Source organism: Pseudomonas sp. TZ252 (assembly GCF_056110345.1).
Genome location: NZ_CM148566.1, coordinates 3,087,217 through 3,111,413 on the forward strand (window position 1 = coordinate 3,087,217; position 24,197 = coordinate 3,111,413).

At 66.4% G+C, this 24,197-nt stretch carries 27 protein-coding genes, 1 tRNA gene and 1 pseudogene; 15 read left to right on the forward strand and 14 right to left on the reverse strand.

The features are described from left to right. Positions 1-2 precede the first annotated feature (2 nt). Positions 3-1,004 (reverse strand): ArsR/SmtB family transcription factor, encoded by a 1,002-nt coding sequence (locus tag ACYAF3_RS14225; protein ID WP_003113231.1) that lies wholly within the window; start codon positions 1,002-1,004, stop codon positions 3-5. Positions 1,005-1,250: 246 nt separating this feature from the next. Here ACYAF3_RS14225 and tkt point away from each other — a divergent pair, with 246 nt between their 5' ends. Together tkt and ACYAF3_RS14235 are read left to right on the forward strand one after the other, a co-directional pair. Then, entirely contained in the window at positions 1,251-3,248 is a 1,998-nt protein-coding gene (tkt, locus tag ACYAF3_RS14230; protein ID WP_003101598.1) for a transketolase, read from the forward strand. Continuing rightward, positions 3,248-4,312: a hypothetical protein gene (locus ACYAF3_RS14235; protein ID WP_003101600.1), complete on the forward strand. Its 1,065-nt coding sequence runs from the start codon at positions 3,248-3,250 to the stop codon at positions 4,310-4,312. The genes tkt and ACYAF3_RS14235 overlap by 1 nt, the downstream gene beginning before the upstream one ends. Here the strand turns inward: ACYAF3_RS14235 and otnI are convergent. Further along, entirely contained in the window at positions 4,293-5,090 is a 798-nt protein-coding gene (otnI, locus tag ACYAF3_RS14240) for a 2-oxo-tetronate isomerase (protein ID WP_003101602.1), read from the reverse strand. The two genes, ACYAF3_RS14235 and otnI, sit on opposite strands and share 20 nt — an antisense overlap. A 214-nt stretch (positions 5,091-5,304) precedes the next feature. Between otnI and epd the strand changes: the two genes are divergently transcribed. From epd to ACYAF3_RS14270, 6 genes are all read left to right on the forward strand, one after another. After that, positions 5,305-6,366, forward strand: coding sequence for an erythrose-4-phosphate dehydrogenase (gene epd / locus ACYAF3_RS14245; RefSeq protein ID WP_003084958.1), 1,062 nt, complete (start codon positions 5,305-5,307; stop codon positions 6,364-6,366). Positions 6,367-6,371: 5 nt separating this feature from the next. After that, positions 6,372-7,535, forward strand: coding sequence for a phosphoglycerate kinase (locus tag ACYAF3_RS14250; RefSeq protein ID WP_003101603.1), 1,164 nt, complete (start codon positions 6,372-6,374; stop codon positions 7,533-7,535). Positions 7,536-7,608: 73 nt separating this feature from the next. Further along, positions 7,609-7,809, forward strand: a complete 201-nt coding sequence (locus tag ACYAF3_RS14255; protein WP_003084961.1) for a hypothetical protein — start codon at positions 7,609-7,611, stop codon at positions 7,807-7,809. A 159-nt stretch (positions 7,810-7,968) separates the two neighbouring features. Further along, positions 7,969-8,310, forward strand: coding sequence for an MliC family protein (locus ACYAF3_RS14260; RefSeq protein WP_003113229.1), 342 nt, complete (start codon positions 7,969-7,971; stop codon positions 8,308-8,310). Between the two features lie 119 nt (positions 8,311-8,429). Next, entirely contained in the window at positions 8,430-9,494 is a 1,065-nt protein-coding gene (fba, locus tag ACYAF3_RS14265) for a class II fructose-bisphosphate aldolase (protein WP_003084964.1), read from the forward strand. A 65-nt stretch (positions 9,495-9,559) separates the two neighbouring features. Then, positions 9,560-10,042: a hypothetical protein gene (locus ACYAF3_RS14270; RefSeq protein WP_003101605.1), complete on the forward strand. Its 483-nt coding sequence runs from the start codon at positions 9,560-9,562 to the stop codon at positions 10,040-10,042. Between the two features lies 1 nt (position 10,043). Here the strand turns inward: ACYAF3_RS14270 and ACYAF3_RS14275 are convergent, their stop codons facing one another. Next, positions 10,044-10,469, reverse strand: coding sequence for a YybH family protein (locus ACYAF3_RS14275; protein ID WP_003101606.1), 426 nt, complete (start codon positions 10,467-10,469; stop codon positions 10,044-10,046). A gap of 225 nt (positions 10,470-10,694) precedes the next feature. On the opposite strand from ACYAF3_RS14275, the gene ACYAF3_RS14280 reads away from it, so the two are divergent. Next, positions 10,695-11,462: a class I SAM-dependent methyltransferase gene (locus ACYAF3_RS14280; protein WP_003101607.1), complete on the forward strand. Its 768-nt coding sequence runs from the start codon at positions 10,695-10,697 to the stop codon at positions 11,460-11,462. Here ACYAF3_RS14280 and ACYAF3_RS14285 read toward each other — a convergent pair. Beyond that, positions 11,459-12,637, reverse strand: a complete 1,179-nt coding sequence (locus ACYAF3_RS14285) for a BaiN/RdsA family NAD(P)/FAD-dependent oxidoreductase (RefSeq protein WP_003084970.1) — start codon at positions 12,635-12,637, stop codon at positions 11,459-11,461. The two genes, ACYAF3_RS14280 and ACYAF3_RS14285, sit on opposite strands and share 4 nt — an antisense overlap. A gap of 112 nt (positions 12,638-12,749) precedes the next feature. On the opposite strand from ACYAF3_RS14285, the gene ACYAF3_RS14290 reads away from it, so the two are divergent. Then, positions 12,750-13,238, forward strand: coding sequence for a M48 metallopeptidase family protein (locus ACYAF3_RS14290; RefSeq protein ID WP_003101609.1), 489 nt, complete (start codon positions 12,750-12,752; stop codon positions 13,236-13,238). Between the two features lie 25 nt (positions 13,239-13,263). After that, positions 13,264-14,418: a hypothetical protein gene (locus ACYAF3_RS14295; protein ID WP_003121810.1), complete on the forward strand. Its 1,155-nt coding sequence runs from the start codon at positions 13,264-13,266 to the stop codon at positions 14,416-14,418. 1 nt (position 14,419) lies between these two features. Here ACYAF3_RS14295 and ACYAF3_RS14300 read toward each other — a convergent pair whose 3' ends face one another. The 3 genes from ACYAF3_RS14300 to ACYAF3_RS14310 form a co-directional block, all read right to left on the reverse strand. Beyond that, on the reverse strand, positions 14,420-15,094 hold the full coding sequence (locus tag ACYAF3_RS14300; RefSeq protein WP_016252915.1) for an HAD family hydrolase: 675 nt from the start codon (positions 15,092-15,094) through the stop codon (positions 14,420-14,422). Positions 15,095-15,222: 128 nt separating this feature from the next. Further along, positions 15,223-15,576 (reverse strand): DUF805 domain-containing protein, encoded by a 354-nt coding sequence (locus ACYAF3_RS14305; protein ID WP_003084974.1) that lies wholly within the window; start codon positions 15,574-15,576, stop codon positions 15,223-15,225. Positions 15,577-15,753: 177 nt separating this feature from the next. Then, complete coding sequence (locus ACYAF3_RS14310; protein ID WP_003117946.1) at positions 15,754-16,665, reverse strand: AraC family transcriptional regulator; 912 nt, start codon at positions 16,663-16,665, stop codon at positions 15,754-15,756. 117 nt (positions 16,666-16,782) lie between these two features. Here ACYAF3_RS14310 and ACYAF3_RS14315 point away from each other — a divergent pair, with 117 nt between their 5' ends. Next, positions 16,783-17,121, forward strand: a complete 339-nt coding sequence (locus ACYAF3_RS14315) for a carboxymuconolactone decarboxylase family protein (protein WP_003084980.1) — start codon at positions 16,783-16,785, stop codon at positions 17,119-17,121. On the opposite strand, the gene ACYAF3_RS14320 is transcribed toward ACYAF3_RS14315, so the two are convergent. Further along, on the reverse strand, positions 17,111-17,626 hold the full coding sequence (locus ACYAF3_RS14320; RefSeq protein ID WP_023089504.1) for a hypothetical protein: 516 nt from the start codon (positions 17,624-17,626) through the stop codon (positions 17,111-17,113). The genes ACYAF3_RS14315 and ACYAF3_RS14320 overlap by 11 nt on opposite strands. 187 nt (positions 17,627-17,813) lie before the next feature. Between ACYAF3_RS14320 and ACYAF3_RS14325 the strand changes: the two genes are divergently transcribed. Beyond that, on the forward strand, positions 17,814-17,972 hold the full coding sequence (locus ACYAF3_RS14325) for a YqaE/Pmp3 family membrane protein (RefSeq protein WP_003084988.1): 159 nt from the start codon (positions 17,814-17,816) through the stop codon (positions 17,970-17,972). A gap of 9 nt (positions 17,973-17,981) precedes the next feature. Here ACYAF3_RS14325 and ACYAF3_RS14330 read toward each other — a convergent pair whose 3' ends face one another. The 5 genes from ACYAF3_RS14330 to impA all read right to left on the reverse strand — a co-directional run bounded on the left by ACYAF3_RS14330 (position 17,982) and on the right by impA (position 22,853). Next, on the reverse strand, positions 17,982-18,440 hold the full coding sequence (locus ACYAF3_RS14330; RefSeq protein WP_023089503.1) for a DUF6985 domain-containing protein: 459 nt from the start codon (positions 18,438-18,440) through the stop codon (positions 17,982-17,984). A gap of 15 nt (positions 18,441-18,455) precedes the next feature. Next, on the reverse strand, positions 18,456-18,926 hold the full coding sequence (locus ACYAF3_RS14335) for a hypothetical protein (RefSeq protein ID WP_003099612.1): 471 nt from the start codon (positions 18,924-18,926) through the stop codon (positions 18,456-18,458). A 13-nt stretch (positions 18,927-18,939) separates the two neighbouring features. Continuing rightward, positions 18,940-19,287: an SMI1/KNR4 family protein gene (locus tag ACYAF3_RS14340; RefSeq protein ID WP_003113222.1), complete on the reverse strand. Its 348-nt coding sequence runs from the start codon at positions 19,285-19,287 to the stop codon at positions 18,940-18,942. Then, positions 19,277-19,891 (reverse strand): DMP19 family protein, encoded by a 615-nt coding sequence (locus ACYAF3_RS14345; RefSeq protein ID WP_003118887.1) that lies wholly within the window; start codon positions 19,889-19,891, stop codon positions 19,277-19,279. The genes ACYAF3_RS14340 and ACYAF3_RS14345 overlap by 11 nt, the downstream gene beginning before the upstream one ends. 190 nt (positions 19,892-20,081) lie before the next feature. After that, complete coding sequence (gene impA, locus ACYAF3_RS14350; RefSeq protein ID WP_033938804.1) at positions 20,082-22,853, reverse strand: ImpA family metalloprotease; 2,772 nt, start codon at positions 22,851-22,853, stop codon at positions 20,082-20,084. Positions 22,854-22,952: 99 nt separating this feature from the next. Between impA and ACYAF3_RS14355 the strand changes: the two genes are divergently transcribed. Together ACYAF3_RS14355 and ACYAF3_RS14360 are read left to right on the forward strand one after the other, a co-directional pair. After that, entirely contained in the window at positions 22,953-23,096 is a 144-nt protein-coding gene (locus ACYAF3_RS14355; protein WP_153274318.1) for a hypothetical protein, read from the forward strand. 420 nt (positions 23,097-23,516) lie between these two features. Continuing rightward, positions 23,517-23,803, forward strand: a pseudogene (locus ACYAF3_RS14360) (type II toxin-antitoxin system HipA family toxin); the annotation flags it as partial. A gap of 129 nt (positions 23,804-23,932) precedes the next feature. Here the strand turns inward: ACYAF3_RS14360 and ACYAF3_RS14365 are convergent. Then, a tRNA-OTHER gene (locus tag ACYAF3_RS14365) sits at positions 23,933-24,000 on the reverse strand. Between the last annotated feature and the right edge of the window lie 197 nt (positions 24,001-24,197).

Sequence of the window (24,197 nt, forward strand, 5' to 3'; positions counted from 1 at the left end):
CATTACCGGTGGGTGAGGCGGCTTTCGGATGCATCCCTGGCGAAGTGCCGGACCTGGATCTGGAAGCCATTGCGTAAACCAATGTAAAGACTCTCGCCGGGCGTGAGCCCTGCGGCGTCGGCCCACTGGGCCAGGTCCTCCTGTTCGAAACCCAACCAGAGGTCGCCGCAGGCCTCCCTGGCCCAGCCCTGGTTGTGCCGGCACAAGTCCGTCACCAGCAGGCTGCCGCCCGGATGGACCAGGCGGGCCAACTGTTTCAGCGCCTCCGCCGGCGCGGCGAAGTGGTGCAGGACCATGTTCAGCACCACGCAATCGGCCGGTTCGGCGGCGTCCTGCAGGGCATCGGCCAATTCCAGGCGGACGTTGCCCAATCCTTCTTCCTTGCAGCGCTGGCGCGCCAGTTCCAGCATCGCCGCGCTGTTGTCCAGCGCCGTGACCTGGCGGAAACGCCTGGCGAGTTCCGGCAGGAATCCGCCGTCCCCCGGGCCGACCTCCAGCGCCGTGGCGCCGGGGGCGAAGGCCAGTGCGTCGAGCAAGGCCAACACGCTCTCACGGTATTGCGGCAGTCCTGCGATCAGGTCCTGCTGGGCCTGGAACTTGTCCGCCGCGCGGGCGAAGAAGTCCTGGCTGACCGCCGCGCGCTGGGCGTGCACGGCATCGATCCGCGCCCGCACGTCGTCGGGTAGCGCCCGTTCGTCCACTTCCTCCAGCAGCGCCGCGTGCAGCGCGCCGCCGGTGCGTTCGGCCAGGGGCAGCGAACGTCGGTAGAAGATCGCGTTGCCCTCGCGGCGCGTCGCCACCAGCCCGGCCTGGGCCAGCACCTTGAGGTGGTGGCTCATGCCCGACTGGCCGATGGCGAAGATCTGCGCCAGCTCCAGCACGCCGAACGAATCGTTGGCCAGGGCGCGCAACACATTCAGTCGCAGCGAGTCGCCAGCCGCCTTGCACAGCGCGGCGAGCGGGTCGTAGTCGTCTGGTCGTATCGAAGGCACGCGAAGGCTCATGGAGGCGCAGTCTAGTACCGGGTCCGAACCCCGGCAATGCCTGTATCAAAAATTTTTGATATTGATGACGGGTGGCCGTCGCGCAATTGCAATCCGGCTGCGCCAGGCTTCTGGCAAAACCGGTCGGCAGCGACATACTGTCCCCCTGCCGATCTGTCATTGCCCCTTGGGCCTTCGGTGGGCGAAAATGGCGCCCTTTTTTTCACTCCTGGTCTTCCGACCAGCAACCCCCGTAGGAGAATTGCGATGCCCAGCCGTCGTGAGCGAGCCAATGCCATCCGTGCACTGAGCATGGATGCCGTGCAGAAAGCCAACAGCGGCCACCCGGGCGCCCCGATGGGCATGGCCGATATCGCCGAGGTCCTCTGGCGCGACTACATGCAGCACAACCCGAGCAACCCGCAGTGGGCCAACCGCGACCGCTTCGTGCTGTCCAACGGCCACGGCTCGATGCTGATCTACTCCCTGCTGCACCTCACCGGGTACGACCTCGGCATCGAGGACCTGAAGAACTTCCGCCAGCTCAACTCGCGCACCCCGGGCCACCCGGAGTACGGCTACACCGCCGGCGTCGAGACCACCACCGGTCCGCTCGGCCAGGGCATCGCCAATGCGGTGGGCATGGCGCTGGCGGAGAAGGTCCTGGCCGCCCAGTTCAACCGCGACGGCCACGCGGTGGTCGACCACTACACCTACGCCTTCCTCGGCGACGGCTGCATGATGGAAGGCATTTCCCATGAGGTCGCCTCGCTGGCCGGCACCCTGCGCCTGAACAAGCTGATCGCCTTCTACGACGACAACGGCATTTCCATCGACGGCGAGGTCCACGGCTGGTTCACCGACGACACCCCGAAGCGCTTCGAGGCCTATGGCTGGCAAGTGATCCGCAACGTCGACGGGCATGACGCCGACGAGATCAAGACCGCCATCGATACCGCGCGCAAGAGCGACCAGCCGACCCTGATCTGCTGCAAGACCGTGATCGGTTTCGGCTCGCCGAACAAGCAGGGCAAGGAAGAGTGCCACGGCGCGCCGCTGGGCGCCGACGAGATCGCCGCGACCCGCGCCGCGCTGGGCTGGGAGCACGCTCCGTTCGAGATCCCGGCGCAGATCTACGCCGAGTGGGACGCCAAGGAATCCGGCGCCGCCCAGGAAGCCGAGTGGAACAAGCGTTTCGCCGCCTACCAGGCTGCCCATCCGGAACTGGCCGCCGAATTGCTGCGCCGCCTGAAGGGCGAGCTGCCGGCCGACTTCGCCGAGAAGGCCGCGGCCTACGTCGCCGATGTTGCCAACAAGGGTGAGACCATCGCCAGCCGCAAGGCCAGCCAGAACGCGCTGAACGCCTTCGGCCCGTTGCTGCCGGAGCTGCTCGGCGGTTCCGCCGACCTGGCCGGCTCCAACCTGACCCTGTGGAAGGGCTGCAAGGGCGTCAGCGCCGACGACGCCGCCGGCAACTACGTGTTCTACGGCGTGCGCGAATTCGGCATGAGCGCGATCATGAATGGCGTCGCCCTGCACGGCGGTTTCATTCCCTACGGTGCGACCTTCCTGATCTTCATGGAATACGCGCGCAACGCCGTGCGCATGTCCGCATTGATGAAGCAGCGCGTGCTCTACGTGTTCACCCACGACTCCATCGGCCTCGGCGAGGACGGCCCGACCCACCAGCCGATCGAACAACTGGCCAGCCTGCGCCTGACCCCGAACCTGGACACCTGGCGCCCGGCCGACGCGGTCGAGTCGGCGGTGGCCTGGAAGCATGCCATCGAGCGCGCCGACGGTCCGTCCGCGCTGATCTTCTCCCGCCAGAACCTGCCGCACCAGGCGCGCGACGTCGCCCAGGTGGCCGACATCGCCCGCGGCGGCTACGTGCTGAAGGACTGCGAAGGCGAGCCGGAACTGATCCTGATCGCCACCGGTTCGGAAGTCGGCCTGGCCGTGCAGGCCTACGACAAGCTCAGCGAGCAGGGCCGCAAGGTCCGCGTGGTATCGATGCCATGCACCAGCGTCTACGAGCAGCAGGACGAGTCCTACAAGCAGTCCGTGCTGCCGGTGGAAGTCGGCGCGCGCATCGCCATCGAGGCCGCCCATGCCGACTACTGGTACAAGTACGTCGGTCTCGACGGGCGCATCATCGGCATGACCAGCTTCGGCGAGTCGGCGCCGGCCCCGGCGCTGTTCGAGCACTTCGGCTTCACCCTGGACAACGTCCTGGCGGTGGCCGAGGAGCTGCTGGAAGACTGATGCACACGCTCTACTGGCGGGACCTCGAAAGCCCCGCCAATGGCGAATGGCTGGGCCTCGCGGTCCAGGTGGAGGGCGCCCATCGGGCGCCCTCTTTCCTTCATCTGCAATCCGGCGGCCAGGCCCGCATTCGCCTGATGCGTGGCGATCAGCCGCTGCTCTGGGCCACCCAGTTGCCGTACCACGATGGCATCTGGCTGGTGAAGAGCCTGGTCGCGGCGAGCCCGGCGCAGGCCAGCGTGCCGCCCATCGACTCGCCGACCCTGGAAGCGTTGCGCGGCCTGCGCGGCGAGGCCCGCTACAAGGCCTGGAGCCGCTATTTCGTCGAGACCCTGCGTACCAGCCCGGGCAGTTGCCTGGAGGCCGGGCGCTGGTTGCTGCGCCTGTCGCTCGCCGAGCAGGTGCCCGCCTGGCAGCCACCGCAGAGCCACGATCCGCGCGAACGGGTGCTGGAACGCTGGCGCTACCGCAGCGTCGGGCGCGACGCACTGTTGCCGGACTGGCGCTTCTACAGCCTGGAGAAGGTCCTCGACGACGACTGGGTGCAGTGGCTCGACTGGTGGGGGCGCGACAACGACGCCCTGATCGCCCTGCGCCGGGTCGAGGATGACGAGGGGCGGGTCAAGTGGTGGCGCAAGAAGGCCCGCGAAGGCGAGCTGCCGCCGGTGCTGGCGCTGCGCCTGAACTGCCTGGATGCCTGCGTGATCCTCGATGGCCACTGCCGGCTGCGCGCCGGCCTGCTGGAGAACGTCGCGCCGGAGATCCTGGTGCTCTGTGCCTACGACGAGCAGCCGATGCCGGTGGATACGGCGCAGCGCGAACGGGTGCTGCAATCGCTGGCGCAGCGGGTCGACGCGCCGGTGCGCCGTGGACGCCGGCCGCTGGATAGCGAACAGCTCAACCAGGTGCTGCTGCGCCTGTTCGACGACCGTCCCTGGCCGCGAGTGCTGACCCGTGCCCGCGCGGTGCTGAAGGAAGAACAGTGGTGCGCGGAAGTGCGCGACTGGCTGGCCGCCCGCGAGCGTCTGGACGCGCTGGAGCCGATCATCCGTCGCGTCGAGTAGCGCGCCAGCGCCGCAGCCATTCCAGGCCTGCCGAGGTGTCGCCGCGCGGACGGTACTCGCAGCCGATCCAGCCCTGGTAGTCGAGCCGGTCGAGTAGCTCGAACAGGTAGGGGTAGTTCACTTCGTTGTCGTCATCCGGCTCGTGGCGGTCGGGTACCCCGGCGATCTGGACGTGGCCGATATTGCCGATGTCGCGACGCAGGGTGGTGGCCAGGTCGCCCTCGACGATCTGGCAGTGGTAGCAGTCGAACTGTACCTGCAGGTTGTCCGCGCCGACCTCGCGGCAGATGGCCTGGGCGTCGTCCTGGCGGGTGAGGAAGAAGCCCGGCATGTCGCGGTTGTTGATCGGCTCTATGAGCACCGTCAGCCCGGCGCCGGCGGCCTCGCGGGCGGCATGGGCGAGGTTGTCGAGGTAGGTCTCGCGGTGGCGGATGCGGTCGGCGCCGGCCGGCAGCAGTCCGGCCATGACATGGATGTGGCGGTTGCCGAGGACCTGGGCATAGTCGATGGCCTGGGCGATGGCGCGGCGGAATTCGGCCTCGCGCCCCGGCAGGCTGGCCAGGCCGCGCTCGCCCTTGTCCCAGTCGCCGGGTGCGGCATTGAACAGCACCTGGCGCAGGCCGTGGTCGTCCAGCCGGGCCTTCAGTTCGGCCGCAGGGTAGGCATAGGGGAACAGGTACTCCACGCCCTCGAAGCCGTCCGCCGCGGCGGCGGCGAAGCGTTCGAGGAAGTCGTGGCGGGGGTAGAGCATGCTGAGGTTGGCGGCGAAGCGGGGCATCTGGCGCTCCTGGCGGTCGGTGGATGCGGGCGAGCCTTGCACAACGGAACGCGGTCGCGCCAGCCAGGTGTCGCATGAATCGTTTCAGCGCCTGCACGCGAGCCGTCGCCGCGGCGTACGCCGCGCCGCGCGGGTCGCGGACGGTTCCCAGGCGGGCCCATCCCCCGCATAATTGGCGCCTTTCACTGGCCCCTTGCCGGAGCTATCCCTGCCGATGTCCACCCCGCCTTTTCGCGTCGCGCTCAATGGCTATGGCCGTATCGGCCGCTGCGTCCTGCGCGCGCTGCACGAGCGCCCGGAGCAACTGGGCTTCGAGATCGTCGCGCTGAACGACCTGGCCGACCAGGCCAGCGTCGAGTACCTGACCCGCTTCGACTCCACCCATGGCCGCTTTCCCGGCGAAGTGAAGGTCGACGGCGACTGCCTGCACATCAACGGCGATTGCGTGAAGGTGCTGCGCAGCCCGACTCCGGAGGCCATCGACTGGCAGGCGCTGCGGGTCGACCTGGTGCTGGAGTGCTCCGGCCAGTACACCAATCGCGCCCAGGCCGAGCGTTTCCTCCGCGCCGGCGCGCCGCGGGTGCTGTTCTCGCAGCCGATGGCGAGCGAGGCGGACATCGACGCCACCATCGTCTATGGGGTCAACCAGCAGGACCTCAGCGGCCGCGAAACGCTGGTCTCCAACGCCTCCTGCACGACCAATTGCGGGGTGCCGCTGCTCAAGCTGCTGAACGAGGCGATCGGCCTGGAATACGTGTCGATCACCACCATCCACTCGGCGATGAACGACCAGCCGGTGATCGACGCCTACCACCATGAGGACCTGCGCCGTACCCGTTCGGCGTTCCAGTCGGTGATCCCGGTGTCCACCGGTCTGGCGCGCGGCATCGAACGCCTGTTGCCGGAACTTGCCGGGCGCATCCAGGCCAAAGCCATACGCGTGCCCACGGTGAACGTCTCGGCGCTGGACATCACCCTGCAGACTTCCCGCGACACCTCCGCCGCCGAGATCAACCGGGTGCTTCGCGAGGCCGCCGAAAGCGGCCCGCTGCGCGGACTGCTGGCTTATACCGAGCTGCCGCACGCCAGTTGCGATTTCAACCACGACCCCCATTCGGCCATCGTCGATGGCAGCCAGACCCGCGTTTCCGGGCCTCGCCTGGTCAACCTGCTGGCCTGGTTCGACAACGAATGGGGATTCGCCAACCGTATGCTCGACGTCGCCGGACACTACCTGCGCGCCGCCGTGCCTGATCAACAAGTACCCAAGGACTGATTGTCATGACCGTGTTGAAGATGACTGACCTCGACCTCAAAGGTAAGCGCGTGCTGATCCGCGAGGACCTCAACGTGCCCGTGAAGGACGGCCAGGTGCAGAGCGATGCACGGATCAAGGCCGCCCTGCCGACCCTCAAGCTGGCCCTGGAGAAGGGCGCGGCGGTGATGGTCTGCTCGCACCTGGGCCGTCCGACCGAGGGCGAGTTCTCCGCCGAGAACAGCCTGAAGCCGGTGGCCGAGTACCTGTCCAAGGCCCTGGGCCGCGAAGTGCCGCTGCTGGCCGACTACCTCGACGGCGTCGAGGTCAAGGCGGGCGACCTGGTGCTGTTCGAGAACGTGCGCTTCAACAAGGGCGAGAAGAAGAACGCCGACGAGCTGGCGCAGAAGTACGCCGCGCTGTGCGACGTGTTCGTGATGGATGCCTTCGGTACCGCCCACCGCGCCGAGGGGTCGACCCACGGCGTGGCCAGGTTCGCCAAGGTCGCCGCCGCCGGCCCGCTGCTGGCCGCCGAACTGGACGCGCTGGGCAAGGCGCTGGACAACCCGGCGCGGCCGATGGCGGCGATCGTCGCCGGCTCCAAGGTTTCCACCAAGCTCGACGTGCTGAACAGCCTGGCCGGCATCTGCGACCAGCTGATCGTCGGCGGCGGCATCGCCAACACCTTCCTCGCCGCGGCCGGACACAAGGTCGGCAAGTCACTGTACGAGGCCGACCTGGTCGAGACCGCCAAGGCCATCGCCGCCAAGGTCAAGGTGCCGCTGCCGGTGGACGTGGTGGTGGCCAAGGAATTCGCCGAGAGCGCCGTGGCGACCGTCAAGGCCATCGCCGAGGTCGCCGATGACGACATGATCCTCGACATCGGCCCGCAGACCGCCGCGCAGTTCGCCGAGCTGCTGAAGACCTCGAAGACCATCCTGTGGAACGGTCCGGTCGGGGTGTTCGAGTTCGACCAGTTCGGCGAGGGCACCCGTACCCTGGCCAATGCCATCGCCGATAGCGCGGCGTTCTCCATCGCCGGCGGCGGCGATACCCTGGCGGCGATCGACAAGTACGGCATCGCCGAGCGGATCTCCTATATTTCCACCGGTGGCGGCGCGTTCCTCGAGTTCGTCGAGGGCAAGGTCCTGCCGGCCGTGGAAATCCTGGAGCAGCGCGCCAAGGGCTGACGCAGACGGGGCAAACCATTCGCCGTCCTCGGGGGTCACACCTTTGAGGACGACGAAAAAAAGGAGGTGCCCCATGCGTTCCGTAACCTTGCCACTCCTGATGTTCTGCCTGGGCCTGGCCGCCTGTAGCGGCGATGGCGGTCGACGCCCGAGCACCTGCGAGGTGATCAGTCCGCCGGACGTGATGGTGCCGACCGAGCAGAACCGCCAGCGGGTCGAGCAGCAGAGCAGCGGCGATCCGACCGCCGGACAAAAGCCGGTGGAATGCCCGTAGTGCTTTTCTGCCAGTTTCTACGGAAAGGGCTGGGGATTCGCCAGCGTACGCAGTAGCATTGCGCCTTTCCTGTGACAGGCAAGGCCAGCCGGCCGCCGCGCGGGCCGCTTGCGGCCCGGCGAGGTGCGGCGGAGCGTTCCGCACGGATGGAGGATGGACATGAACTACTCGCGTATCGCCCTGTTCGGCGGCTTCGCCGCCGCGGCGCTGCTGGCCGGCTGCTCCGCTTCCTCCGGCAAGCCGGGCGGCAAGGACTGGACCCGCTGGACCTGCGACAGCAAGGCGGTGATCGAATGGCGCTATATCGACGGCAGCAAGAACATCGTCGACCTGCGCCTGAAGGACGAGGACGACGTGGTCCACCACCTGGAGCAGGAACCTGCGGCCGTCGGCGCTTTCTATAGCGACGGACGCCTGGGCTTCCACCTGGAGAACGACGAAGGCCTGGTGTACTGGGTCGAAACCGACGACCTCATCGGTCGCGGTTGCAAGGCGCGCTGAGTCGCGCCGGCAGGGGCGCGGCGCCGCGACCGCTCCTCGCAAGGAACTTGAACCGGGCCTGCCCCTGCGGCAGGCTTCTGAATCACTGAACGACCCCGCGATTGGGAGATACGAGAACCATGGCACTCATCAGCATGCGCCAGATGCTGGATCACGCCGCCGAATTCGGCTACGGCGTGCCGGCCTTCAACGTCAACAACCTCGAGCAGATGCGCGCCATCATGGAAGCGGCCGACAAGACCGATTCGCCCGTGATCGTCCAGGCTTCCGCCGGTGCTCGCAAATACGCCGGCGCGCCCTTCCTGCGCCACCTGATCCTCGCCGCGATCGAAGAATTCCCGCACATCCCGGTGGTCATGCACCAGGATCACGGCACCAGCCCCGACGTCTGCCAGCGTTCCATCCAGCTGGGCTTCAGCTCGGTGATGATGGACGGCTCCCTGCGTGAAGACGGCAAGACCCCTGCCGACTACGACTACAACGTCCGCGTGACCCAGCAGACCGTGGCGTTCGCCCATGCCTGCGGCGTGTCCGTGGAAGGCGAGCTGGGCTGCCTGGGTTCCCTGGAAACCGGCATGGCCGGCGAGGAAGACGGCGTCGGCGCGGAAGGCGTGCTGGACCACAGCCAGTTGCTGACCGATCCGGAAGAAGCCGCCGACTTCGTGAAGAAGACCAAGGTCGACGCCCTGGCCATCGCCATCGGCACCAGCCACGGCGCCTACAAGTTCACCAAGCCGCCGACCGGGGACACCCTGTCGATCCAGCGCATCAAGGAAATCCACGCGCGCATCCCGGACACCCACCTGGTGATGCACGGCTCTTCCTCGGTACCGCAGGACTGGCTGGCGATCATCAACGAGTACGGCGGCGAGATCAAAGAGACCTACGGCGTGCCGGTCGAGGAAATCGTCGAGGGCATCAAGTACGGCGTGCGCAAGGTGAACATCGACACCGACCTGCGCCTGGCCTCCACCGGTGCCATCCGCCGCTTCCTGGCGCAGAACCCGAGCGAGTTCGACCCGCGAAAGTACTTCTCCAAGACCGTCGAGGCCATGCGCGACATCTGCATCGCTCGCTACGAAGCCTTCGGCACCGCCGGCAACGCTTCCAAGATCAAGCCGATCTCCCTGGAAGGCATGTTCCAGCGCTACGCTCGCGGCGAGCTGGATCCGAAGGTCAACTAAGCGCCTTCGTTCGAACGGGAGCCCCGCTGGTCGGGGCTCTTGCACATCCGTCCCGGGGAAATCCGATGCGCCGCTGGCTCCTGACCCTGCCGTTCCTCCTGCTGGCCGGTTGCGCTGGCCTGCACGCGCCGTCCCGCGACGTCGAGGAGGCCGCGTCGCCGAGCGTAGCGCGCGATCCCGCCGACCCGCAGGATTGCCTGGCGCGCAGCGACTGCACCACCAAGACTTCGCGCACCCTGCTGTTCGTCTTCGACTATGCAGAGGCCGGTGGCGAACTGGTGGTGCGCGACGGGCGCCAACTGGAAACCCCGCCGGCGCCGCAACGCTCCACCTGGCCGGCGTTGCGCATCCAACTGGCCGAGCCGGTCAACGGTCGCTTCGAGTTCGAGAGCCCCTGCCTGCGCAAGAGCGGCAAGGGCTGCCGCTACAGCCAGGCTACGCTGCTGAAGGTCTACCGCAGCTACCTGGTCGGCAAGCCCTGCTCGCTGCTCAGCCCTCGCGCAGTGAAACGCTGCGTCGACCCGGCGGCGACCGCCGCGCGGCGCTGAGTCAGGGCTGCAGGTCGAACAGCGCCTTGCCGTCCATGTCGAACGGCGCCGAGAAATGCTCGTGGATCACCTTCCAGCCGTCGCCGTGCTTGCGGTAGCCGGCGCTGACCCGCATCCACGAGGAGTGCGGCTGGCCGTCCGGGCCGGTGCCGCCGCAGTGGCAGAGGTAGTGGGCGAAGGCGACCTGCGGGTCGGCATGGATCTGCAGTTCGGCGATATCGAAGGTCATCGGTCCTTTGCACATCTCGGTGCAGGCCTGCCAGTGCTTCTGGTAGGCGTCGCGCCCCTTGAATTGCAATTGCAGGATGGCGTCGAAGGCGACGATGTCCTCCGCGTAGTACGAGACGATGCGCGGAACGTCGCTGGCGCGGACGGCGGCTCGCCAGTCTTCGATCAATTGGCGGATGGCGCTGACTTCGCTGCTCATGGCTGACTCCTGGTTGTGGCGGGGGACGCCGGCGTGTGCCGGGATGCTTTTACCCTGGTCGTCGGGTGGGCCTTCGGATCGACAATAGCCTCTTCCCCGAGAGGTCCACGAAGCCCCTGACCAATGGCTGCGAGCCACGCCGCGCAAGGCTTTGAACCGTTCGTCTGGAATTCGTGGGAAAACCGCTGTGCTATACCTCGGGCTTTCCCGCCCAGGAGGTCCCTCATGTCGTCCGTACACAGCGCCGCCCAGCAAGGTTTCAGCGCCGAGGCCCAGCGTTACGCCCAGGGCCGGCCCGAGTACCCGGAAGCGCTCTCCGACTGGCTGCGCGATGCCCTTGGCCTGCGTCCGCAGACCGTCGCGGTGGACCTCGGCGCCGGCACCGGCAAGTTCACCCGCCTGCTGGCCCGTACCGGCGCGCGAGTGGTCGCGGTGGAACCGGTGGATGCGATGCGCGCCCAGCTCGCCGAAGCCTTGCCGCAGGTCCAGGCGCTGGCCGGTAGCGCCCAGTCGATTCCGCTGGCCAACGGCTTCGCCGACGCCCTGGTGTGCGCACAGGCCTTCCATTGGTTCGCCACCGTGGAGGCGCTGGAGGAAATGCGCCGCGTGCTGACGGCGGAAGGCAGGCTGGGACTGGTGTGGAACGTGCGTGACGAGTCGCTGGATTGGGTCGCCGAGATCACCCGCATCATCACCCCCTACGAAGGCGATGCGCCGCGTTTCTACAAGGGCGACTGGCGTCGGCCGTTCGAGCGCGCGCCCTTCGGACCGCTGCGCTTGTCCACCTTCGCCTACGAGCATGTCGGCCCGCCGGAGCAGGTGATCGTCTCGCGCTTCCTTTCGGTGAGCTTCATCGCCGCCTTGCCGGAGACGGAAAAGAACGCCGTGGCGGCGCAATTGCGCGAGCTGGTCGCCAGCCATCCGGCGCTCAAGGGGAGGGAGCAGGTAGCGCTGCCCTATCGCACCGAGGCCTATCTGGCCGAGGCGCGCTAGGCGTACTGCCCCGCCGCATAACCCGAGGCCCAGGCCCACTGGAAGTTGAAGCCGCCGAGGTGGCCGCTGACGTCCAGTACTTCGCCGACGAAATACAGCCCCGGCGAGCGCTGCGACTCCATGGTCTTCGACGACACTTCGTCGGTGCTCACCCCGCCCAGGGTCACTTCCGCGGTGCGGTAGCCCTCGGTGCCCGAGGGCGTGACCCGCCAGGCCGAAAGCTGCCCGGCGATACCCGCCAGTTCGGTCGGGGTGTACTGCTTCATCGGCTTGGAGACGAACCAGCGGTCGGCCAGCAGTCCGGCGAGCTTCTTGGTGAACAGCTCGGCGAGCAGGGTCTTCAGCTCGCTGTTGGGACGCTCGCGCTGTTGCTGCGCCAGCCATTCGCTGGCGTCGTGGTCCGGCAGCAGGTCGATTTCCAGGGTATCGCCCGGTTGCCAGTAGGAGGAAATCTGCAACATCGCCGGGCCGCTGAGGCCGCGATGGGTGAACAGCAGGTTCTCGCGGAACACTTGGCCGTTGCAGCTCACCCGGCAATCCACGGAGGTGCCGGAAAGCTCGGCGCACAGCTCCTTCAACTGGTCGGTGATGGTGAACGGCACCAGCCCGGCGCGGGTCGGCAGCACCTCGTGGCCGAACTGGCGCGCCACCTGGTAGCCGAAACCGCTGGCGCCGAGGGTCGGGATCGACAGGCCGCCGCTGGCGATCACCAGCGACTCGCAGCGCATCTCGCCGGCGCTGGTACGCAGGCGGTAGCCGGCGTCGTCGCGGGCGATCTCTTCGATCGAGGTGTCCAGCAGGATTTCCGCTCCGGCCTCGGCGCATTCGCGCAGCAGCATCTCGAGGATGTCGCTGGACTTGTTGTCGCAGAACAGCTGGCCGAGTTTCTTCTCGTGGTACGGCACCTGGTGCTTGGCCACCAGGCCGATGAAGTCCCACTGGGTGTAGCGGGCCAGCGCCGACTTGCAGAAGTGCGGGTTGCGCGAAAGGAAGTTGGCCGGCTCGGTGTACAGGTTGGTGAAATTGCAGCGCCCGCCGCCGGACATGAGGATCTTCTTGCCGGCCTTGTTGGCGTGGTCGAGCACCCGCACGCGGCGCCCGCGTCCGGCCGCCGTCATCGCACACATCAGCCCGGCCGCCCCGGCGCCAACGATCAGCACATCTGTACTTGCCACTGTCCCACTCCGCTCATCGGAAACGGCGCGCATCTTACCCGAAGCGGCGGTCGGCCGCCGGAGCTCCCGACGCGGTACACTGGGCGTTTTCCGCGAACCGCCGGACCCGTGCATGATCCCCCTCAAGTACCTCCAGGCCTATCCCGCATTGCTGCAGGACCAGGTCCGCCAGCTGATCGCCGAGAACCGCCTGGGCGAGTACCTCGAGCGCCGCTACCCGGGGCGTCACGATGTGCAGAGCGACAAGGCGCTGTACGCCTACACCATGAACCTCAAGCAGGAACACCTGCGCAACGCGCCGGGCCTGGACAAGGTGCTCTACGACAACAAGCTCGACGTGGTCCAGCGCGCCCTCGGCCTGCACACCGCGATCTCGCGGGTGCAGGGCGGCAAGCTCAAGGCGAAGAAGGAAATCCGCGTGGCTTCCCTGTTCAAGGACGCCGCCCCGGAGTTCCTGCGGATGATCGTCGTCCACGAACTCGCCCACCTGAAGGAAAGCGAGCACAACAAGGCGTTCTACCAGCTCTGCCAGTACATGCTGCCGGACTATCACCAGCTGGAGTTCGACCTGCGGGTGTACCTGACCTGGAAGAGTCTCTAGCGGCTGTTACAAGGATGAATTCTCGATGGGAAGCGCTTCGCAACGTTCGGTGCAGGATCTTTATGAGGACGTGGGAGATCACTACCGGATCTTTATCCGGGCGCCATTCTTTCAATTGCTGAAACACAGGGACTACTGGGTTCCCCTGCTGTATTTCTTCTTCGTGTTGATCACGATGTTCTGGGACTTGTATTGCCACTCCGGACAGTACCTCTACGAAGTCAGGAGTCTGCTGCCTTTCTATCTGTTCCCCTTTCTGATCGCTGCGCTACGGATAGGCGATATCGTCGTCGATACGCGCTGTCGCAATGTGGAGAGCCTGGGAGGCTTCGAGCGCTCCGCCGAGAGCAGTCGCTACGTCCAGCTTTCCCTCTACGAACGGCAATGGTTCCGGCTGCGGTACCAGGCCTATGGCAGTAACCTCCGCTGCCTGGCGGGCGATCTGGTGGAGAACTGGCGCCTCTGGAAGGAGGTGAATTCGAAGGCCGCGAAGGATATCGACGGCGCAGTGATGCTGCGATTCTTTCTGCCTCCCCGGGACCTTGCTCGTCTGGTCACGCTGTTGGCTGCGCTCATTGCGGTCATCGCCACGCTCATCATTACCCTGGGGGCTGACAGGCAGGGCTATTTCGAGTTTGTCGACAACCTGCCCGCCTATCTGAAACTGTATTGGGGCGTCGTTTTCATCGTTGCCTTCAGCGGTCCATACATGATCTTCCTGGGGATGCAGGCGCGCCTGGTACTGCGCGCAATGATCGACGCATTGTCCATTTCCCAACCAAGCGACAAGCTGTTCTATCAATTCATCCAGCGGCTCATCTGGGCGGACGGAGTGAAACCGGCGAATCCCAGTGCCAACAGCAGGGTGCTACGGGCGGTCGACTCCATGGTCGATTTCTTCTACGAGGAGTGGAGAAGCGCCATCGGCAAGCTTGTGCTGTGGCTCGTTGCCCTGCTTGCGCTGCTTCTTTGCACGCTTTTGCATTGCCTGCTCCGAGTCTTTTGCTCGGCGAGAACGTTGGGAGAGGCGCTGATGCGGATTCTCTTGGCTGTTCTGGGGAGCGTTTGCCGGATAGTCGCGGCGATCCAGCGCTTGAATCTTGCCGTGCCCTTCCACTGGACCTTCTTCGTGCTGACGGGAACGGGAGCCTTGTTCGCAACCCTCTGCGGGCAGCCCTGACTCAGACTGTCCGGCGCAAGCGCGCCACCGTCTCCGGCAGTTCGCGCATGTGCTCGACGATGGCGATGGCGCCCAGCTCGCGCAGTACCTGGGCGTGCCCGGCGGGAATGTGCCCGGCGCCGACGAAGCCGATCACCCGCATCCCCGCGGCGAGGGCGGCGCGGGTGCCGGTGCTGCTGTCTTCCACCACCAGGCAACGCTCGGGGGCGACGCCGAGCAGGCTGGCGGCGTGCAGGTAGACGTCGGGTGCGGGCTTGGGCAGGGCGACCATATCGGCGCTGGCCAGGCGTTCGCCGATCAGTTCGCTGAGCCCGGCGCGCGCCAGCGAGCGCTCCAGGCTGTGGCGGCGGCTGTTGGAGGCCACCGCGACGGGCAGGTCCAGGGCCAGCAGCGCCTCGCGTGCGCCGGGAATGGGTTGGACCTGGGCGACCATCTCCTCGCTGCGCTGGCGCACCTCGCGGTTGAAGCTGTCGGGGATGCGCAGGCCGAAGTGCTTCTCGACGCGATCGAGGATGTCGCGGCTGGTCAGGCCGAAGGTGCCTTCCAGCAGGCGCTGCAGCTCCTCCAGCGGCGCGTAGGCGCTGAGCGCCTCGTACATCACGCGCTCGGCGATGACCTCGCTGTCGACCAGGACGCCGTCGCAGTCGGAAATCAGTGCGTCGATGGGGTGGGGCATGGGCTACCTCGCTGCGGGCGTTGGCGCAGGGCGCCGGAGTGGGAGCGAGGCATTCTAACCCCGGTCAGGGGCGGGAAGGGAAACAGGGAGAGGGAGAACGCCGGGCCGTGCGGCCCGGCGGGAAGGAATCAGGCGATGCCCTTCGGGTTCTGGCCGTACTGGTTCTGGCCGGCGTCGCTGTCCTTGGCCAGCAGGTAGATCAGGTACAGGCCGACGATCGGGATCAGCGCGATCAGCATCCACCAGCCGCTCTTGTTGATGTCGTGCAGACGCCGGGCGGTGACGCCCAGGGCCGGCAGCAGCACGGCGAGCGAGTAGAGATTGGCGATCGGCAGGAGCTTTTCACTGATCAGGCCGAGCACGACGCTCAGCGCGACGGAGATGATGATGTTCACCAGGGTGAACATCCAGTATTCCTTGCGACGGGCACGCCCGTTGAAGTCGAAGTAGTGTTCCTTCACGCATTTCAGAAACCATTCCATGTTTGCCTCCTGGGCGTACTGGTAAAGCGGGAGAGTGGGTGCCGCGACAAGTACCCCCGCGCCTCCTTGCCGGGAAAGCACAGTGTAGCCGTACTGTCAGTGAATTCGTACAGGATGTTGCGAAAATCATTCACATTGCATAGCAGCGGATCGCCGAAATGTGCGCCGGTAGCGCTTTCAGCGAGCGGGGTCGGCCTGGCGGCGGAAACGGCCGGGCGATTCGCCGAAGGCCTGGCGGAAATTGCGGGAAAACGCTGCCTCCGACTGGTAGCCGGTCTCGGCGGCGATATCCAGCAGGCTCTTCTGCGTTTGCCGCAGCAGGCCGCGAGCCTTCTCCATGCGGATGCGGGTCAGCAGGTTCCACGGCGAGGTCCCGCCGAGGGCGGAGAAGGCGCGGACGAAACTGGCCCGCGACATCGCCGCCTGCTGGGCAAGCTGTTCCAGGGTCCAGGCATGCTCCGGGCGTTCCAGCATGGCCCGCAGGGCTCGTCCCAGGCGGGCGTCGCCCAGCAGGCCGAACAGGCCGTCGCCCAGCGGTTGGCGGTCCAGGTAGGCGCGCAGGGCCAGGGCGAACAGCGCGGTGGCCAGCGCGTCGATGATCGAGCGGGCGCCGCTGCGGGTGCTCTCGGCTTCCTCGCGCATCAACCCGATCAGCGCGCGCAGGGGCTGCTGGGTCGACTCGTCCATATGCACCAGCAGGCGCTCGGGGAGCGCGCCGAACAGGCTGGCGCCGGCGTGATAGCGGTAGCTGCCGCAAAGCATGTCGAGGGCCTCGCCGGGGCCGTTCAACTGGTACAGCGGGATGCTGCCGCGGTGCTCTACGGTGGGTTCGCAGGGTTGCGCCGGGCTGTCGCTGCGCAGGAGGTGCGGGGTGCCGCGTGGCAACAGAATCAGGTCGCCGGGATGCAGGTCGAGGCGACCGCCATCGAGGAATTCGCAATAGCAGGTGCCGGCCATGACGATATGGAAGGTCGCCTCGCCGGGCACCGCTTGCGGGTGCTCCAGCGCCCAGCTGCCCTGTAGCTGGCAGCGCTGGTCGAGGCGGCCCTGCAGGTTGGCGAGCTGGATGAGCCGGTCGAGTGGGTCCATGGGATGAGCCGATCAGGTCGAAAGTAGAGACGCATGGGCAGGCGGCGCGGTCCAGACTGGTCGAGACTGGTAACCCGACGCGCCACTCCCGGCGCGAAAGCAACGGAGAATATCACCATGCTGAACAACTGGACCGAGTTCGTCCCCGCCGTGAAAAAAGCCTTCGGTGCCCTGGGCAAGCAACACCCGAAGATGCTCGCCGCCTATGGCGCGCTGGAGGAAGCCAGCGCCGAGGGCGCCCTGGATGCCAAGACCCGCGAACTGATCTCCATCGCCGTGGCCATTACCACCCGTTGCGACGGTTGCATCGGCGTGCACACCGAGGCCGCGCTGAAGGCCGGCGCCAGCGAGGCGGAAATCGCCCAGACCCTGGCTACCGCCATCTCCCTGAATGCCGGCGCCGCCTATGTCTATTCGCTGCGCGCGCTGGAAGCCTACGACCAGTTCAAAAAGTGAGGCCGTACAGGCGCTGCAGGTAGAACAGCAACCCCAGCCAGGCCACCAGGGCCAGCCAGCCCAGCCCCAGCAGGCCCTTGCGCAGCAGCGTCGAGGGCCTGCCGTGGAGCAGGTCGACCAGGCTCAGCACGCCGCCGAGCAGCAGCAGGCCGAGCAGCGCCTGGGTGTACTGGGCGAAACTCGGCGACAACGCCTCGTCGCCGTGGGCGGCATAGTTGTACAGGTTCCAGGCGCAGATCAGCGTCGCCGGCAGCAGCGCCAGCAGCGCGCCGAGCCAGCGCCCGCGGACATGCAGGAGGAAGCCCGCGAGCAGGCCGACCAGCCCGGTACCCAGCGGTAGCAGCGCCAGGCCCTGGCTGAGGTAGACCAGGTCGACGCCGTCGGTGAGCGCCATCGGGGTGATGAAACGGTAGCTGCCGCTGGCGCAGAGCAGCACCGAAAGCAGCAACAGGGCGTAGCCCGGCAGGTACGGCCAGAAGGCGGGACGCGGGGGCAGGTCGGACATGGATGTTCCTTGCGGGTTGTCCGCTCGCATGAGCGTAGGCTCAAGCGTACCGCTGCGCGTGACAGGCGGCGAGTACCGTTGCGGTTGAACCCTCCGCGAATGGCGGGAGTCAGTCATAGGGTGACGCGAAAAAACGCCGGCTCGCGCGCCGGACACCGTATCGACCCTGGACCAAGGAGTTCCGTTCATGGACCTGATCCGCATCCTCATCGCCATCCTCCTGCCGCCGCTGGGCGTGTTCCTGCAAGTCGGCTTCGGCGGCGCCTTCTGGCTGAACATCCTGCTCACCCTGCTCGGCTACATCCCGGGCATCGTCCACGCGGTGTACATCATCGCCAAGCGTTGAGGCCCCTGCTCAGGCGTAGTTCCATGGTTCCTTCGCGGTGAAGTCCCGCCACGGGTCTTCGCCGTGGAAGGGGCCGACGTAGAGCACCTCGCCGCCCCGGACGATCCATTCCATACCGTGTTCGCGGTCCCATTCGCAGTTCAGCGACAGGTGGATCACCGCTTCGTCGCCCTGTTCCGGGTCGGGCACGATCAGCTCGCCCGGCTCGATCCGTTCCAGCACCGCGCGCGCCGGCGCGACTTCCTCCGCAGACTCGCCCAGCCGCTCCAGGCGCGCGGCGCGGTAGCGCAGGCTGGCGGCACAAAGCCGCTCGACCACGGCGTCATCCAGTTCGTCGAGGGCTCGGGCGCAGCGCCAGGCGTAGGCGTCGTCGGCCTCGTTCTCGATGAACAGGCTGATGTAGCGCCGGTACAGGCGCCAATACACTTCGCCCATGTTCGCATCGTCCAGGTTGCGGATCAGTTCCATGCGTGGTCTCCCTGTTCAGCAGCGTTCGGTGAGGGCGATGCCACGGCCGTCGCCGAAGCCATCGTGTACGTGCAGCCACAGCGGGATCGGCCAGGCCCAGCCGCCGGCCTTCCACCAGCACTCGGCGAACCAGGCTTGCAGCGTATCGGCGAGCAGGTCGACGCCGCCGAAGCCGTCGGCGAAATAGGCTTCGTCGAAATCCGGGGCATGTCCCAGGCCGAGCGCCAGGTCCAGCGCCTTGCCGGGAAACAGGCGCGGGTCGCTGGCGTCCACCCGGTTGCTGGCGCCATTCAGGTACAACCACGCTTCCGCTGCGTCGCGTCCGTCCTCGCCGAGGAACAGTTGGATCTCGCCGTCGCGCAGTCCTTCCTCCAGGGGTTGCCGGAGCAGCTCGCGCAGGCGCTGGATCACGCCCGGCGCGGCGCGTTGCAGGTCGCGGCGGTAGCGCTCGCGGAATTGTTCGGGGCTGAGGCCGAAAGGAATCATGGGCGTTTCTCCGTCATTCGGGCAGGCAGGGCCCGGCTTCCAGCCAGGCCTCCAGGCTGGGTGCCAGGGGTTCGAAGCAGTCCGGCGTCATCGCGCCATGGTCGACCAGGAACAGCGCCTGCCGGTGATCGTCCAGGGCCATCACCACGGCGCGGCCGCCGCTGTCGTCGCCTATGGCCAGGTAGCCGGGGCAGTAGAGAGAGGTTTCGAAGGCCCGGTTGCGTTCCAGCAACTCGTCGGCGGCGTAGAGCAGCAGGCCCGGCTCGACGAGGCGGCCGCCGTGCTGCTCCAGAGCGGCGACGAAGGCAGCCGGCAGCGGTCGTCCGAGCCAGGCCTCTAGGGCATCCAATTCAGGCTTCATCGGGCTCGTCCAGGGCGAACAATGCATGGTGGCGGGCATGGGCCAGCAGGCGTTCGCCCAGCGCGTCGGCCAGGGCGTAGAAGCGCGTGTCCAGCGCATCCAGGGCCGCTTCGCAGTCGCGGTCGGGTTCATCGGCCCAGGTCGGCATGCGCAATTGGCGTTCGGCCTGGGAGACTGGCACCGGACCGTCGCCGAACAGCAGGGCGGCGGCTCGCTCCAGCAGGGCCAGGGCGTCCTCCGCCTCCAATTCGCGAAGACCCGCGCGCGCCGCCTGGTACTGGTCGCCGGAGGAGTTGCCGAAGTACTGGTCGAAGCCGCCGTTGTGCACTTCGCCGCTGAGCACGCTCACTGCGTAGTAGCTCCGTTCGGCCGGCGACAGCCCGGCGAATCCCTCGCGGCCATCGTAGACGCGATTCACCAGCGCGCTCCAGTACAGCGCCTGCGGACTCGCCAGGTAGCGCCGTCGCTCCGCGTGGAAGCGCTTGCCATCCTCGATGTTCTGCCGGTAGCCGCCCTTGCAGGGCATGCACAGTCCGTCGTTCCTCGCCGCCGTGGTTGGGAGGATGAGATGGCCGCAGGCGCGGCAGGGAAGGCGGTCGGTCATGAGCGGTCCTTGCTGGTGGAAGGGGCTCATTATTGCGCAGGATCGTTCAGCTTGAACGACAGTTTGGCTTGCCAGCCTGGCACGGCATTGCCCGCTGGCATGGCCGACCCTCTCTCCCTTCGGGGAGAGGGGCATGAGGACCGGCGCGGAGCGAGAAGCATCACCCCGCGCCAGCCCCCTCAGCTACGACTCACGGAAACGGCCACGCCGGCGACCCCTGGCTCATGTCCAGAAGCTTCACCGTGCTGTATTCGTTGGTCCGGTTGTTGGCATAGAAGAACGCCGGCTGCTCGGCGAAACCGTAGGCCGCCACCTGCGCCTGCGCGGCTGCCGAGGTACGGATGCCCCATAGCGCGAAGGTTGGCCGCTGGTCGCGCTGGGTCAGCCAGGACAGGCCGAGCAACAGGTTGTCGTTGCCGTCCGTGCTGCTGGCATCGCCGCTGTTTCCCGGGCGCTGGGCGTAGGTGCCGTAGCCGAGAGCGGCCTTGTTGGCGTCCCAGTCGGACTTGTCCACCTGGCGCTGGTGCAGGTAGAGCAGGGTCCAGATGTCCCAACCCTGCAGCGGATCGTTCTTCAGGTCGGCCCAGTAGTGCACCCACTGGGTATAGAAGGCCATCCGCTCGCCGTTCAGCGCGTAGGTGCCCGGGTCTTCCCACAGGCGCTTGTATACGCCTGCCAGCGGATCGGCCTCGGCGCGTCCGGCGACGATCAGGTTGTAGGCGTTGCGGTAGTTGACCCGCGTATCGTCGAGGTTCTGCCCGAACTCGCGGAGCACGCGCCAGTCCTTGTGCAACGGGAATATCTGGTTGGAGATTTCGCCCGAGCGCCCGCCGTAGACCTTCAGTCGATTCACTTGCAGGTTGTGGCCCAGCTCATGGCTTTCGCCCCAGCCACGCGGGTTCAGGCCCCAGGTCTGGTCGTAGGGGTTGCCGCTGCAACCGCCGCCGCACTGGGCGTACTGGTCGACGTTGATGTGCTGGGTGCCGGGCAGCTTGTGCAGGGTCTCGCTGTCGCAGTCCCAGCCGCGCACCGCGCATTCCTGCTGGATTGCCGGAGTCTTCGCCTGGTTGGGAATGGCGAAGCCGGCCAGGGTGTAGGCGTCGTCGATGAACACCTCGTTCAACTCACGGATGAAGCGCTGGACGTCGCCGCCATAGTCCTTGTCGATCGAGCCACGGACCTTCTCCACCTTGGCGTGGACCTCCACCGAGCCGCTGCGGATCTCCAGCCAGTCGGCCTTGTCGGCGTCCAGCGCCTGGATGAAGTCGGCAATCGCCTGGCTACTGTCCTCGCCCGGCTGAATGTCGAGGAACGGCTGGCTGGCCGCGCCGGTTACCTTGACGGTTACCGTCTGTCCCGGCGTGGCGCCGCTGTAGACCAGTTGCAACAGGCCGCCGTAGGGCGATACCAGCGCCACCGACTGGTTTGCCTGGAGCTTGATGTCCGGGCTCTTGAGGAAGCGCGGGCGGTCATACTGGCGGGTATTCCACAGCCGCGTCGAGCCGATGCGCTGGGTGTTCAGGCCGACCGCCAGGCTGGCCTGGCCAGCGTCTTCGATGCGAATGCTCAGGCGCTTGCCCGGCGCCGCCATGCGGCCGATGGCGGTGAAGCCCTGGGCCGACGGCAAGGTGAGGGTCAGGGTTTCCTCCGAGCCCGATACCGGCATCGACTGTTGGCGCTGGCCGGCGTAGCTGCCCAGTTCCTTCTGCGCCGCGCCGGCCTCGCGCACGTAGCCGACGATGGCGTCGGCGACGAAGGTTTCCTGGAAGCGCGCCGTGTCGGCGGCCTTGTCCATCGGGTAGCGGATGTTCTGCCGCACCGCGTCGGCCCACAGCAGCCAGAGCCGCAGCGAGGTGGTGCCGGGCAGGGCGAAGAGGTTCTGCGCCTTCTGGTTGTAGGCGTCGAGGGCGCCTTTCAATACATCGACGCGCTTGCTGAAGTCGCTCAGTCCCGGCACGTCGTCGCAGGTGGTGCGACCGACGTAGGAGGTGCATTTCGACCAGTCGTAGTCCGTGCGCCAGCTACCGTCGACGATCTGCTGCACCAGCGCCGGGTCCTGGCCATAGGCGCCGCCCAGCTCGACCGAACGCGTCCGGGTGCGGCTGGATGGCACCGTGTCCTTGTCCCAGTAGTTACCGCCGTAGGGGCCTTCCTGCAGGCCCAGGCCGGCGAGGATCTGCTGGCCGGTGTTGCTCTGGTTCCAGCCATTGGTGTGCACGAAGAGGATCGGCAGCCCGGCCTGTAGCCGTGCGCGCACCGTGGCGCTCAGGCTAGCGGCGCTGGCGCCGTTGCCCAGTACCAGCAATTTGCTGGTGCTGGCGCAACTGGCGTCGGTCAGCGCGTTGCAGGCGGCGTCCGCCGGTTGCAGGCCGGCGCTCTTCAGGCCGTTGAGGGCGGCGGTCTTGTCCACCCCGACCACGCTGACCTTGAAGTCCTTCGCAGTGGCCGCGCCCGGGTCGCCGTTCACCAGCCACTGCACCGCCCGCTTCAGCAGCGGCGCGTGGGCGGCATTGGCCCCGCTCAACTGGGTGAGCACGTTGGTGCCATAGGCCAGCCCGCGGCCGCCGGCCTCCAGGCTCAGGCTGGCGAGCACGCGGCCCTTGTCGCCGATGAGGAAGGGCAGGGTATTGTCCGGGTTGGCCGGCAGGACCCACATGCTGGCGGCGCCAGGATCATAGGCTTGGCTGAGGTTCTGGTAGAGACCGTCGAGCAACTGGGTGCGGGTCTGGCGGATGCGCTCGACCTGCTGCTGCAGGCGCAGGGCGACCAGGTGGCTGTCGGTCAGTTGCGAGGAATCCCCGCTGACCAGTGCCGCATCGAGGATTTCTTCCTGGGTGGCCGCCTGGGCGGACAGCGCGCCCGCCAGGCAGAAACCGGCCAGCAACGCTCGGTGGCGAGGGATGGGTGAGCGACTCATGTTCTCTCCTTGCAGTGAGGGAAATGCAGTGGTGGACAGGCTCACAACTGGCGCTATCGGCCCGTGGAGGGCGGCATATTGTTATGGGTGCGCCGGGTATCGCGTCGAACAGGGAATGGGCCTCGGACAATGCCGGAAATACGCATGGGCGATCCGCTGCATCGAACGAGTCAAGGCGAGAGGAGCATGTTGGGAAAGGCGGAAAAACTATCTGTTCTGGTTGTTTTTGAACTGCGTCTGATTATTTTGTTTTTATTTTTACCGATTGTTCGAAGCGCTCTGGAATAGGCGCTCCAGCGTTTCCTGTGACGAAACGATCCAGACTTTGGTTAGGGTCTTGGAAAATACCGAGGATGTATTTCCAGAGCTGTCGATCGAGTTGGAAGTTGCAGTTTCATGAAGGTTTAGGTACTTCGAAGTTACCGCGTTGGCGATGGAATCGATATCGTCCGGTAGTGCCTTCGGAAGTGCCTGATAAGTGCCTTCCCACGCTCAGGCGGCGAACAGAGCCGCCACGTCCATCGGATTCCGCTCCGCCAGCGCCAGTTCGCCTTCGCCGAAACTTGCGCTGCTGCCGCCGACACCCTGCGATTGATCGCGCAGTGGGGGGGCGTTTCATACCAAAGCCTGTGACCTGCAGCACGGCTCGCCGGTGCAACGGTAGAGACCTATCGGCAGGTGCTGGAAACCTGCCGCCAACACAGCTGCGAATTGCGCTTGGCACCGGCCTACGACATCGTCAACACCACGGCTTATATCCCGCAAGATGTACTGGCGCTGGATGTCGTAGGCAACAAGCCCCTCTTTGCCTCGCGACAGGGGCTGCTGGAGTTCGCCCAGGTCTGCGATGTAGCTCGGCCAACAGAAGTGATCCGCAAGCAGTTGCAAGCACGGAGCGGCTGTTGGCCCGCTCAACTGAGCTGTGCGAGCAGGCCCCGCATGTGTTCGCGGCAATCAGGCAATGTGCCGTTCCGTTTATGCAGACGTTTGGCTAGCGCACTCGGAAAGATCAGCGAGCTGACCACGCTCGAAAACGCGGTAAGGGGAGATGGCCAGCCGCTGGAAGGCACTCGGGGCGGGGCAGACCAAAAAGCTTGAAGCCGCGCAATGCGCGGCTTTGAAGGTGGTGGGCCCACACGGACTCGAACCGTGGACCAAAGGATTATGAGTTGCCTCGAAACGCTGCAGGCCCAGCAAAACCGTGAGCAGCTCAACGCAAGTAAAATAAGCTGAAGGCAGCGTCGTTACTGGGCTTGAGCGAAGTTGTGAGAAATCTGTAAAAGCTGGGCACTGTACCGACAGTGTACTGTTTTTTGTACCTCAGAAACCTCAAAGCAAGCTAATCATTATTTTCAGGATGAAGGATGCTGCCTGCATCTATAGCTCCGT

Bases quoted from the DNA above. Each gene is read 5' to 3' on its own strand.
- ACYAF3_RS14225 (WP_003113231.1), bottom strand. From the start codon at position 1,004: ATGAGCCTTCGCGTGCCTTCGATACGACCAGACGACTACGACCCGCTC.
- tkt (WP_003101598.1), top strand. From the start codon at position 1,251: ATGCCCAGCCGTCGTGAGCGAGCCAATGCCATCCGTGCACTGAGCATG.
- ACYAF3_RS14235 (WP_003101600.1), top strand. From the start codon at position 3,248: ATGCACACGCTCTACTGGCGGGACCTCGAAAGCCCCGCCAATGGCGAA.
- otnI (WP_003101602.1), bottom strand. From the start codon at position 5,090: ATGCCCCGCTTCGCCGCCAACCTCAGCATGCTCTACCCCCGCCACGAC.
- epd (WP_003084958.1), top strand. From the start codon at position 5,305: ATGTCCACCCCGCCTTTTCGCGTCGCGCTCAATGGCTATGGCCGTATC.
- ACYAF3_RS14250 (WP_003101603.1), top strand. From the start codon at position 6,372: ATGACCGTGTTGAAGATGACTGACCTCGACCTCAAAGGTAAGCGCGTG.
- ACYAF3_RS14255 (WP_003084961.1), top strand. From the start codon at position 7,609: ATGCGTTCCGTAACCTTGCCACTCCTGATGTTCTGCCTGGGCCTGGCC.
- ACYAF3_RS14260 (WP_003113229.1), top strand. From the start codon at position 7,969: ATGAACTACTCGCGTATCGCCCTGTTCGGCGGCTTCGCCGCCGCGGCG.
- fba (WP_003084964.1), top strand. From the start codon at position 8,430: ATGGCACTCATCAGCATGCGCCAGATGCTGGATCACGCCGCCGAATTC.
- ACYAF3_RS14270 (WP_003101605.1), top strand. From the start codon at position 9,560: ATGCGCCGCTGGCTCCTGACCCTGCCGTTCCTCCTGCTGGCCGGTTGC.
- ACYAF3_RS14275 (WP_003101606.1), bottom strand. From the start codon at position 10,469: ATGAGCAGCGAAGTCAGCGCCATCCGCCAATTGATCGAAGACTGGCGA.
- ACYAF3_RS14280 (WP_003101607.1), top strand. From the start codon at position 10,695: ATGTCGTCCGTACACAGCGCCGCCCAGCAAGGTTTCAGCGCCGAGGCC.
- ACYAF3_RS14290 (WP_003101609.1), top strand. From the start codon at position 12,750: ATGATCCCCCTCAAGTACCTCCAGGCCTATCCCGCATTGCTGCAGGAC.
- ACYAF3_RS14295 (WP_003121810.1), top strand. From the start codon at position 13,264: ATGGGAAGCGCTTCGCAACGTTCGGTGCAGGATCTTTATGAGGACGTG.
- ACYAF3_RS14300 (WP_016252915.1), bottom strand. From the start codon at position 15,094: ATGCCCCACCCCATCGACGCACTGATTTCCGACTGCGACGGCGTCCTG.
- ACYAF3_RS14305 (WP_003084974.1), bottom strand. From the start codon at position 15,576: ATGGAATGGTTTCTGAAATGCGTGAAGGAACACTACTTCGACTTCAAC.
- ACYAF3_RS14310 (WP_003117946.1), bottom strand. From the start codon at position 16,665: ATGGACCCACTCGACCGGCTCATCCAGCTCGCCAACCTGCAGGGCCGC.
- ACYAF3_RS14315 (WP_003084980.1), top strand. From the start codon at position 16,783: ATGCTGAACAACTGGACCGAGTTCGTCCCCGCCGTGAAAAAAGCCTTC.
- ACYAF3_RS14320 (WP_023089504.1), bottom strand. From the start codon at position 17,626: ATGTCCGACCTGCCCCCGCGTCCCGCCTTCTGGCCGTACCTGCCGGGC.
- ACYAF3_RS14325 (WP_003084988.1), top strand. From the start codon at position 17,814: ATGGACCTGATCCGCATCCTCATCGCCATCCTCCTGCCGCCGCTGGGC.
- ACYAF3_RS14330 (WP_023089503.1), bottom strand. From the start codon at position 18,440: ATGGAACTGATCCGCAACCTGGACGATGCGAACATGGGCGAAGTGTAT.
- ACYAF3_RS14335 (WP_003099612.1), bottom strand. From the start codon at position 18,926: ATGATTCCTTTCGGCCTCAGCCCCGAACAATTCCGCGAGCGCTACCGC.
- ACYAF3_RS14340 (WP_003113222.1), bottom strand. From the start codon at position 19,287: ATGAAGCCTGAATTGGATGCCCTAGAGGCCTGGCTCGGACGACCGCTG.
- ACYAF3_RS14345 (WP_003118887.1), bottom strand. From the start codon at position 19,891: ATGACCGACCGCCTTCCCTGCCGCGCCTGCGGCCATCTCATCCTCCCA.
- ACYAF3_RS14355 (WP_153274318.1), top strand. From the start codon at position 22,953: ATGGGCGATCCGCTGCATCGAACGAGTCAAGGCGAGAGGAGCATGTTG.